Source organism: Catenibacterium sp. CAG:290 (assembly GCF_000437715.1).
GTDB lineage: Bacteria > Bacillota_I > Bacilli_A > Erysipelotrichales > Coprobacillaceae > Catenibacterium > Catenibacterium mitsuoka_A.
This window is the reverse complement of sequence record NZ_FR898779.1, coordinates 1-7,764: the sequence shown is the minus strand read 5'-3', so window position 1 is coordinate 7,764 and position 7,764 is coordinate 1. Positions and strand designations below refer to the sequence as shown.

11 protein-coding genes and 1 riboswitch are annotated in these 7,764 nt (G+C 32.8%); of the genes, 2 read left to right on the top strand and 9 right to left on the bottom strand.

Annotation, left to right across the window (positions count from 1 at the left end):
- Positions 1-165: 165 nt before the first annotated feature.
- From QVO42_RS02420 to gloA2, 7 genes are all read right to left on the bottom strand, one after another.
- The gene (locus QVO42_RS02420) at positions 166-408 is read right to left on the bottom strand and encodes a PF20097 family protein (RefSeq protein WP_022424593.1); all 243 of its coding nucleotides are present in this window, start codon (positions 406-408) and stop codon (positions 166-168) included.
- Between the two features lie 498 nt (positions 409-906).
- Positions 907-2,208 carry a diaminopimelate decarboxylase gene (lysA, locus tag QVO42_RS02415; RefSeq protein WP_022424592.1) on the bottom strand — a complete coding sequence of 434 codons (1,302 nt, stop codon included), beginning with the start codon at positions 2,206-2,208 and terminating at the stop codon, positions 907-909.
- Positions 2,209-2,218: 10 nt separating this feature from the next.
- Positions 2,219-2,965, bottom strand: a complete 747-nt coding sequence (dapB, locus tag QVO42_RS02410) for a 4-hydroxy-tetrahydrodipicolinate reductase (protein ID WP_022424591.1) — start codon at positions 2,963-2,965, stop codon at positions 2,219-2,221.
- A gap of 1 nt (position 2,966) precedes the next feature.
- Positions 2,967-3,866, bottom strand: coding sequence for a 4-hydroxy-tetrahydrodipicolinate synthase (gene dapA / locus QVO42_RS02405; protein ID WP_006504655.1), 900 nt, complete (start codon positions 3,864-3,866; stop codon positions 2,967-2,969).
- 1 nt (position 3,867) lies between these two features.
- Positions 3,868-4,326: an ACT domain-containing protein gene (locus tag QVO42_RS02400; RefSeq protein ID WP_022424590.1), complete on the bottom strand. Its 459-nt coding sequence runs from the start codon at positions 4,324-4,326 to the stop codon at positions 3,868-3,870.
- Between the two features lie 72 nt (positions 4,327-4,398).
- A riboswitch (Lysine riboswitch) is annotated at positions 4,399-4,568 on the bottom strand.
- 15 nt (positions 4,569-4,583) lie between these two features.
- Entirely contained in the window at positions 4,584-4,997 is a 414-nt protein-coding gene (locus QVO42_RS02395; protein ID WP_288163631.1) for a hypothetical protein, read from the bottom strand.
- Complete coding sequence (gene gloA2 / locus QVO42_RS02390; protein ID WP_022424588.1) at positions 4,990-5,367, bottom strand: SMU1112c/YaeR family gloxylase I-like metalloprotein; 378 nt, start codon at positions 5,365-5,367, stop codon at positions 4,990-4,992. The genes QVO42_RS02395 and gloA2 overlap by 8 nt, the downstream gene beginning before the upstream one ends.
- An 89-nt stretch (positions 5,368-5,456) precedes the next feature.
- Here gloA2 and QVO42_RS02385 point away from each other — a divergent pair, with 89 nt between their 5' ends.
- Positions 5,457-6,146, top strand: a complete 690-nt coding sequence (locus QVO42_RS02385) for an AzlC family ABC transporter permease (RefSeq protein WP_022424587.1) — start codon at positions 5,457-5,459, stop codon at positions 6,144-6,146.
- Entirely contained in the window at positions 6,146-6,457 is a 312-nt protein-coding gene (locus tag QVO42_RS02380; protein ID WP_006504650.1) for a branched-chain amino acid transporter permease, read from the top strand. The genes QVO42_RS02385 and QVO42_RS02380 overlap by 1 nt, the downstream gene beginning before the upstream one ends.
- Here the strand turns inward: QVO42_RS02380 and QVO42_RS02375 are convergent, their stop codons facing one another.
- Both QVO42_RS02375 and QVO42_RS02370 read right to left on the bottom strand, forming a co-directional pair.
- Entirely contained in the window at positions 6,458-7,309 is an 852-nt protein-coding gene (locus QVO42_RS02375) for a DUF4299 family protein (RefSeq protein WP_022424586.1), read from the bottom strand. It lies immediately after the preceding gene.
- A 1-nt stretch (position 7,310) separates the two neighbouring features.
- Positions 7,311-7,619 carry a BRCT domain-containing protein gene (locus QVO42_RS02370; protein ID WP_022424585.1) on the bottom strand — a complete coding sequence of 103 codons (309 nt, stop codon included), beginning with the start codon at positions 7,617-7,619 and terminating at the stop codon, positions 7,311-7,313.
- Positions 7,620-7,764 lie beyond the last annotated feature (145 nt).

The window sequence follows — 7,764 nt, the reverse complement described above, 5'->3', positions numbered from 1 at the left end:
TTGACAACGGTCATTTCATAACAGTTTTTTTATTTAACTGCACTATGGTTGTAGCTTTATTTTTATTTTCAATAAACAAATATCCATTAAAAGCAAATGAAAATCCCAATAAAAGTATAATGATTAGATTCTTCGTTTTAGTTTTCATATATACTTTCTCCTGTTTTATAAATCTTTATTTGCATTTATTATAATAATATTGCATGTATTACATTTGTATGCATCAATTTTGTCACCTTTGTAGTAGCTAAAATCTCCTAACTTGATATCATCCTCCCCAATATGCCATTTATTCGTCATAAATGGTAGTTTTTCAGGATTTGGTGACCATGTAAGAGCCTCACCCCTTGTTTTCATATAACCATGAATTAACTTACCCGAACAATAAGGACATCTATTGATTATCATTTTGTTTCCTCCTATTCATATTTAGTCTCAATATAAGGTTATGTTTGAATTTCACTTTTTAACACCATTCTTGTAATTCAAAACCGTTTGCACTACTCCATTATTTAAACTCATTATTATATTTATTTATAGGTAATTTCTTTTCTGATTATATTTGCTGTCGAAGTAATTTCTATAATTAAATTTTACATTAATATCTATAAAATTTCAATTTTACATGATTTAAATACATTTTTTTTGAATAAAATACACTGCTAAATATCAGGCTCCATTGGCTAATTCATAATTCTAAAAAGAAGTAAAGTGAACTTTTCAAAAAACATTGAATATTTCACTATATTTTTAATAAATATGACTTTCTTCAATCTTTTATTTACCAAAAATGTGACTTTCTTCAATCTTTTTTTAACCTAAAATGGTACTTTCTTCAAACTTTCAGTAATTATATTATATATATTTATATGTAAAAAAGGGGATAGCATCGCTATCTCCTCATGACTATTCTTCATCAAATAAAACTAAATCATCAAATGTCTGTCTTCTTACTACGACTCTTGATTCACCTTCATAAGTGAATACTACAGCTGGTTTAGGTAACTGGTTGTAATTAGAAGACATAGAGTAGTTATATGCACCTGTAGAGAATACTGCAAAAATATCTCCTGGCATAATATTAGCTGTAACCGGTAGATCCTTAGTAATCATATCAGCACTTTCACAGATCTTACCTACAACTGTTACAGTCTTAGTCTTTGTTTCTCCTGCTTTATTTGCAACAATACCATCATATTTTGCATCATATAAAGGTGTACGGATATTATCAGACATACCACCATCAATAGAAACATAAGTACGTACATCAGGGATTTCTTTAATACATCCTACTGTATAAAGAGTAATACCTGCATTACCTACAACATAACGTCCTGGTTCAATCATAACAGCTGGACGTTCCCATCCATGACTATCATATTCATTATAAATAACTTTCATGATTTCTGATGTAATAGATTCAAAATCAAGTGGTTCATCCTGTTTAGTATAAGCAATACCATAACCACCACCGGCATTGATCTTACTTGTTACAACACCAAATGTATTATAGATTTCATTCACAAACTTCATGAACTGAAGCATTGCATTCACATAAGCGAATAAATCAAATACCTGAGAACCGATATGACAATGAATTCCTTCATATTCGATATTATCAGACTCTAAGATTTTCTGAATAGCTTTTAAATAGATACCATAATGAGAACTAAAGCCAAACTTAGTATCCTTATGACCAGTCATAATATAGTTATGACCACCAGCTTTAATACCAGGGACAATTCTTAAAGTTGCCTTTACTTTCTTACCTAGTTTACCTGCAATCTTTTCACAGTTTTCAATTTCATAGAAATTATCTACTACGAAATGAGTCACATCATGACTTAATGCATATTCAATTTCTGAAGGAAGCTTATTGTTCCCATGGAAGTAGATCTTATCTGGATCAAATCCAGCACGTAATGCGATACTGATTTCTCCTGCAGATACGCAGTCAATTCCAATACCATATTCATTTGCAAGCTTATAGATTGCAAGACAGCTAAAAGACTTAGAGGCAAATAATGGAAGCGCCTTTTCATACTTATCCATGAACTTTGTCTTTAATTCATTCATCTGATGTCTAATATGACCTTCACTCATAACATAAAGTGGTGTGCCATACTGCTTTGCGAGATCAGATGCTTTAATACCATCTATATATAAATCATTACCTTTTATATCAGCAAACTGTGTCTGTAATACCATACCATTCCCCTTAATATAATGTTTTTAAATCAAACAAACCTTTGTCTTTATTCATTAATGCCTTTAATGCAGCAACAGCACCATTCGCAAATACTTCTTTAGAAAGAGCTGTATGCTTTACTTCTACGATTTCATCCTGTCCTGCAAACATTACTGTATGTTCACCAAAGATTGTCCCACCTCTTATAGATGAAATACCTACTTCATTTCTTTCTCTCTTACGATGAATAGAATGACGATCATAAGTAGGTTCTAATGAATCATCTAAAGCATTATTAATACCATCATATAACATCACTGCAGTACCTGATGGTGAATCAATTTTCTGATTATGATGTTTTTCCATAATTTCAATATCAAAATGATGTTCAAAGAATTCTTTCGCAAATTCACTTACCATCTTATTCATCATAGCCACACCATAAGAAGTGTTATAAGACTGGAAGAGGGCAATCTCATGAGAGGCTTCTTCAATCTTCTTTAAGTCTTCGGCACTAAAGCCAGTAGTAGCAAATACAACTTTACACTTATTCTTTAATGCATAAGATAGAATACTATCTAGATTGGCAGGATGTGAGAAATCAATAATGGCATCAATATCATCCTGTACTTCATCTAATGACTTATATGCAGGTACTTCTGGCTGTACATCAAACACAGGAGATACAACACCAGCTAATTCTAAATCTGCATCATTCATTACTGCATGGGCTACTTTCTTACCCATTAAACCATAACCATATACTAATACTTTCATCTTAATAACCCTTGCTTTCGAATTCTTTCATTGCATCAAATAATAACTTCTTATTTTCTTCTGTAGTTGGAATAAGAGGCTGACGAAGCATATCACTTTCAATAACACCCATATGCTTTAAAGCAGCCTTAGGCATGATTGGGTTAACATCAATGAATAAGTATTTAGAAACATCATTTAAATCATAAGCCATCTTTCTAGCAAGTTCTAAATCACCCTTTAATGCAGCCTGGGCAAACATTTCTGTTTCTCTTGGATAAAGGTTAGATAATACTGAAATAACACCTTTACCTCCTGCTGCGATAAATGGAAGAATATTATCGTCACATCCAGAATATAAATCAAAGTCCATATCCTTAGTACGTGTTAATACTTCCATTGCATACGCAATATCATCCGTTGCATCTTTCATAGCAACAATATTAGGAACCTTTGCAAGTTCTACTACTGTATCTACACTGATTTTCATACCAGTTCTACCTGGTACATTATACATAATAAGTGGTAAATCACTTGCAGCAGCAACAGCCTTATAATGTTCAATTAAACCTCTCTGAGAAGTCTTATTGTAGTAAGGTGTTACAACTAAGTTTGCATCAGCACCTGCTTCAGCATTAAACTTAGCCTTTCTAATAGCCTGTGCAGTATAGTTAGAACCTGCACCTACAATAACCTTTACACCTGTACCCTTAGCCATTTCTACTGTAATCTTAGTAAGTTCAAATTCATCTTCAATATCAATAGTTGCAGGTTCACCAGTAGTTCCGTTGACAAGTAATGCTTTTACACCACCATCAATCATTCTTTGTACCTGTCTCTTATAACCTTCGTAATCAATACTTCCATCTTCAAACATTGGTAATACCAATGCAACACCTGTACCTTCAAAAATTGGTTCCATTTTATGCTAATTCCTCCTGAATTTTTTCTAACGCTTTCTTTAAATATTTCTTTTCTATAACATATGAAATAGATACTTCACTTGTTGTCACTTGAGCAAATGGGATTTGGTTATCACCTAGAACTTTGAATAACTTACTTGCAAAACCGACTTCATTTTCCATATGACCTTCTACAACAAGCTTACCTACATTCTTAGATGCAAATACACCAATACGGGGGTGATTCTTCTTAACTTCTTCAATAGCCTTGTTTAAAGCACTCTGTGCTTTTGCATCACATGTGAAATCAATACGCATTTCATCTTCTAGCATGACTGATGAGATCATATCGATGTTCACACCTTCACGACTAATTGTTTCAAACACATCAGCCACAAAGAGAGGATTCTTTTCAACATTCATTAACTTCACTTGAATAATGTCTTCTTCAATCTCTAATCTTGTAATCACACTGTTCATCTTCATCATCTCCATTTTTCTATAAAAAAATATTGCAATGGGGCCATTGCAATATAATTAGTAGTCTTCATTATATTCAATAGCGCACCACAAATATTTTGTGACAGTGAATAAGATCTTCTCTTATCCCCCAGATAACAGTTCATATACAGTTCCCTGTCTCTTCGGCATTTGCTCCCCCTTCATTATCTGGCTGTATCCATTAATAACGAATTCTTAACGCATGCACCTCTATTTGCCAACATAATAACATATTATCAATCATAAAAAAAGTGATTTTCTTCTAAATAGTGCATATATTCTTTGATCCAGGGACTATCTACCGCATATCGCTGAAGCATTAATATAACTTCCTGTCCTTGGTACATGAAGCGCATCTCTGATTCAGCTCCTTTCTTTTTCACTTTAAAATCTGTCACAAAACGATAATCAAAGAAGTAAACACCATCTAGAAACTTCAGATTATCATATTGCATGAAGGTGATCCCCTCACGTTCAAAGCTTAATACATAGAATTCTGTTTTCTTGCTTACTATATGGCCTAACCACATAGTAACTGCTGTTTTCTTCCAGTTCACCTGATACTTCGTATGTGCAAAGGCTACATTATTATGAAATGATATACCTGACAAACGCACATAGTTCTCTAACAGCTTTTCTCTATTATTCATGAATTTCTAAAGGCAAGTGATCAGGATCTTTAAAAAATGTCATTTTCTTGCCTGTAAATGTGTCAAAACGGATTGGTTCTGTTTCAATACCTAATGCATTTAATTCTTTGACTGTTTCTTCTACATCTTCTACCTTAAAAGCCAGATGTCTTAGTCCTGCTGTTTCAGGGAAAGGATGTAGTGGGGCATCTGGTTTAATAAATATTTCTAACTCCATATCTCCAAGTTGAAGATCTAACTTGATATCCTGTTTATCCTCTCTCTTATTTTCTCTAATAATATTAAAGCCTAATTTATTGACATAAAAGTCAATTGTTTGATCATAATCTTTTGTAATGATTGCAATATGATGTACTGTGTTTAATCTCATACGAACACCTCCTGTTACTATTATATCATTGACATCAAGAATGATATATAGTTATTATAATATAAACCGATTAAGGAGGTAGGTAATACATGAATAAGAAAACGATTATTTATTCAATAAAATCTGCACTCCCTGTTATGACTGGTTACATTGTACTAAGTATTGGTTTTGGCTTATTACTTCAAGATAAAGGTTATGGTTGTGGATTGGCTGTTTTAATGAGTACAGGTATATATGCTGGTTCTATGCAGTTTGTGACAATTAATTTACTATCAACAGGTGCATCCATCATCACAACTGCTATTATGACTCTTATGGTCAATATAAGACATCTCTTTTATGGTATTACCATGTTAGAGGAATATAGTGAAGCAGGGTGGAGAAAACCTTATTTAATCTTCTCATTAACAGATGAAACCTATTCCTTAATCTGCTCTCCTGATCTTCCCGATGATATTAATCGTAAAGACTATTTCTTTATCGTTTCTCTTGTCAATCAGTTATCCTGGATAGCAGGGAGTATTATAGGTTCAGTACTCGGGAATATTATTCCTTTTGATACAACAGGCATAGATTTTGCGATGACTGCATTATTTGTCATCATCCTATTAGAACAACTAGAGAAATCAAAACAGCATCTTCCAGCCATAACTGGATTTATTATTTCGATATTCTGTTTATTACTCTTTGGACCAAATCAGTTCCTGATTCCTTCTATGATTCTTATTACAATCGCATTATTCATAGAAAAAAAGAGCTTAGAAAGGAGCGATTTCTAATGCATGCCATACTTATTATTCTTACTGCCGCAATAGTCACACTTCTTATCCGTGCTCTTCCATTTATTGTATTTAGTAAACATACACCGGATAGTATTCTCTATTTAGGTAAAGTACTACCTTATGCAATCATACCAATGTTAGTGGTGTATTGTTTAAAGAGTGTATCGGTTCTAAAAGCCCCTTATGGTATTCCAGAACTCATAGCACTTATAGTGGTAGTATGTATCCACAAATGGAAACATAGTACGTTACTTTCTATTCTTCTAGGTACAATGACTTATATGTTTCTAATCCAGACTGTGTTTTAATCACAGTCTTTTCATTACTTCCAATGGGAGATTATTCACGAGTACTGTGTTACCATCATAATAGTTGATGTAATCTGGTCCTAATGTAAATATACGTTCAAAAGGAATCGTACCCAATGATCTTTCTTCTGTTGTAGAATAAAGAGCTATTTCATAATAATCACATTCTAGCTTCTCACCTGTTTCAGGATTCTGATACCCTACAGGTACCCATGGTTTATTAGGGAGTAAAGTAGGGCAGTCTTCAGTTAATGCATAGATGCCTTTAATACCCTGATCTGTCTTAAAGAATTGTGGTTTTGCATAATAATAGTCATGACTTTGAAGTTCATGCATCCATGAAGAGAATAGATGTGGATTAAGAATAAACTGTTCTGCTTCATCCTTACCAATCACTAATGGCCACATTGTACTCATTAACGTAAGAGAATCTGTTTCACCATTCACAATCTTTTCTGATACTTCTTTAATAACGCGATGATTGAAGGCAATAAGATCATCTTCCTGTGATAAGTAGTCATCTATATCTTCTTCTATACCATCAATAGTAACACTGCATTTCCAGTAACTAGTAATTCTTCTTAAACAGTTAAAGAAAGAACGCATTTCACCTGTAGTAGTAGGATTGAGTAAACGTAAGTTTAATTCATTCTTTTCATCTTCATCCCATGAAATATGAAAACCTCTACCAATAGAATTTGGATTATAGAAGATCATATTACCTTCCTGGTCATCACCCACCATTCTCATACCATCATTGATTCCAAAAGCTAATTCATTACCGACTATTACATCTAATGGAATAGTCTTTTTAAATAAACCCTTCTGTTTAATACATACATCAATAGACATCTTATCCTCCTATGCATCTCATAAAGTCTTCTTCTGAGATAATCAGTATCTTTTCATCCTTCTCTCTTAAGTCTAAACCTTTTCTAATCTTAGTACCATACTGACCATACTTCCATGTTTTACTTTTTTCTCCACCGACAATTAAATAATCAGTAGCACGTATAGGGGCACTTAATACAGTACCTCCATGACTATAGATATAGTGAACTACATCACTTCTTCTCATAGAAGTAAATAAACCAGTGACCACAAACTTACCTGTCAAATCTATATCAAATATTTCATCAAAAGCGAAAGGGTAATTATTCATGACTATTCCTCTAAAAAAGATATACAATATATATAGGAGGGTTATCACAATGGTTAAAATCCTAAACATCGCATTATATATCATATTCATTCTTATACCGGCATTGTATTTTATATGGCTATTAAAACATGAACACCTGATTTTT

Excerpts from the sequence above, each read along its gene's own strand:
- QVO42_RS02420 (WP_022424593.1), bottom strand. The coding sequence starts at position 408 with ATGATAATCAATAGATGTCCTTATTGTTCGGGTAAGTTAATTCATGGT.
- lysA (WP_022424592.1), bottom strand. The coding sequence starts at position 2,208 with ATGGTATTACAGACACAGTTTGCTGATATAAAAGGTAATGATTTATAT.
- dapB (WP_022424591.1), bottom strand. The coding sequence starts at position 2,965 with ATGAAAGTATTAGTATATGGTTATGGTTTAATGGGTAAGAAAGTAGCC.
- dapA (WP_006504655.1), bottom strand. The coding sequence starts at position 3,866 with ATGGAACCAATTTTTGAAGGTACAGGTGTTGCATTGGTATTACCAATG.
- QVO42_RS02400 (WP_022424590.1), bottom strand. The coding sequence starts at position 4,326 with ATGAACAGTGTGATTACAAGATTAGAGATTGAAGAAGACATTATTCAA.
- QVO42_RS02395 (WP_288163631.1), bottom strand. The coding sequence starts at position 4,997 with ATGAATAATAGAGAAAAGCTGTTAGAGAACTATGTGCGTTTGTCAGGT.
- gloA2 (WP_022424588.1), bottom strand. The coding sequence starts at position 5,367 with ATGAGATTAAACACAGTACATCATATTGCAATCATTACAAAAGATTAT.
- QVO42_RS02385 (WP_022424587.1), top strand. The coding sequence starts at position 5,457 with ATGAATAAGAAAACGATTATTTATTCAATAAAATCTGCACTCCCTGTT.
- QVO42_RS02380 (WP_006504650.1), top strand. The coding sequence starts at position 6,146 with ATGCATGCCATACTTATTATTCTTACTGCCGCAATAGTCACACTTCTT.
- QVO42_RS02375 (WP_022424586.1), bottom strand. The coding sequence starts at position 7,309 with ATGTCTATTGATGTATGTATTAAACAGAAGGGTTTATTTAAAAAGACT.
- QVO42_RS02370 (WP_022424585.1), bottom strand. The coding sequence starts at position 7,619 with ATGAATAATTACCCTTTCGCTTTTGATGAAATATTTGATATAGATTTG.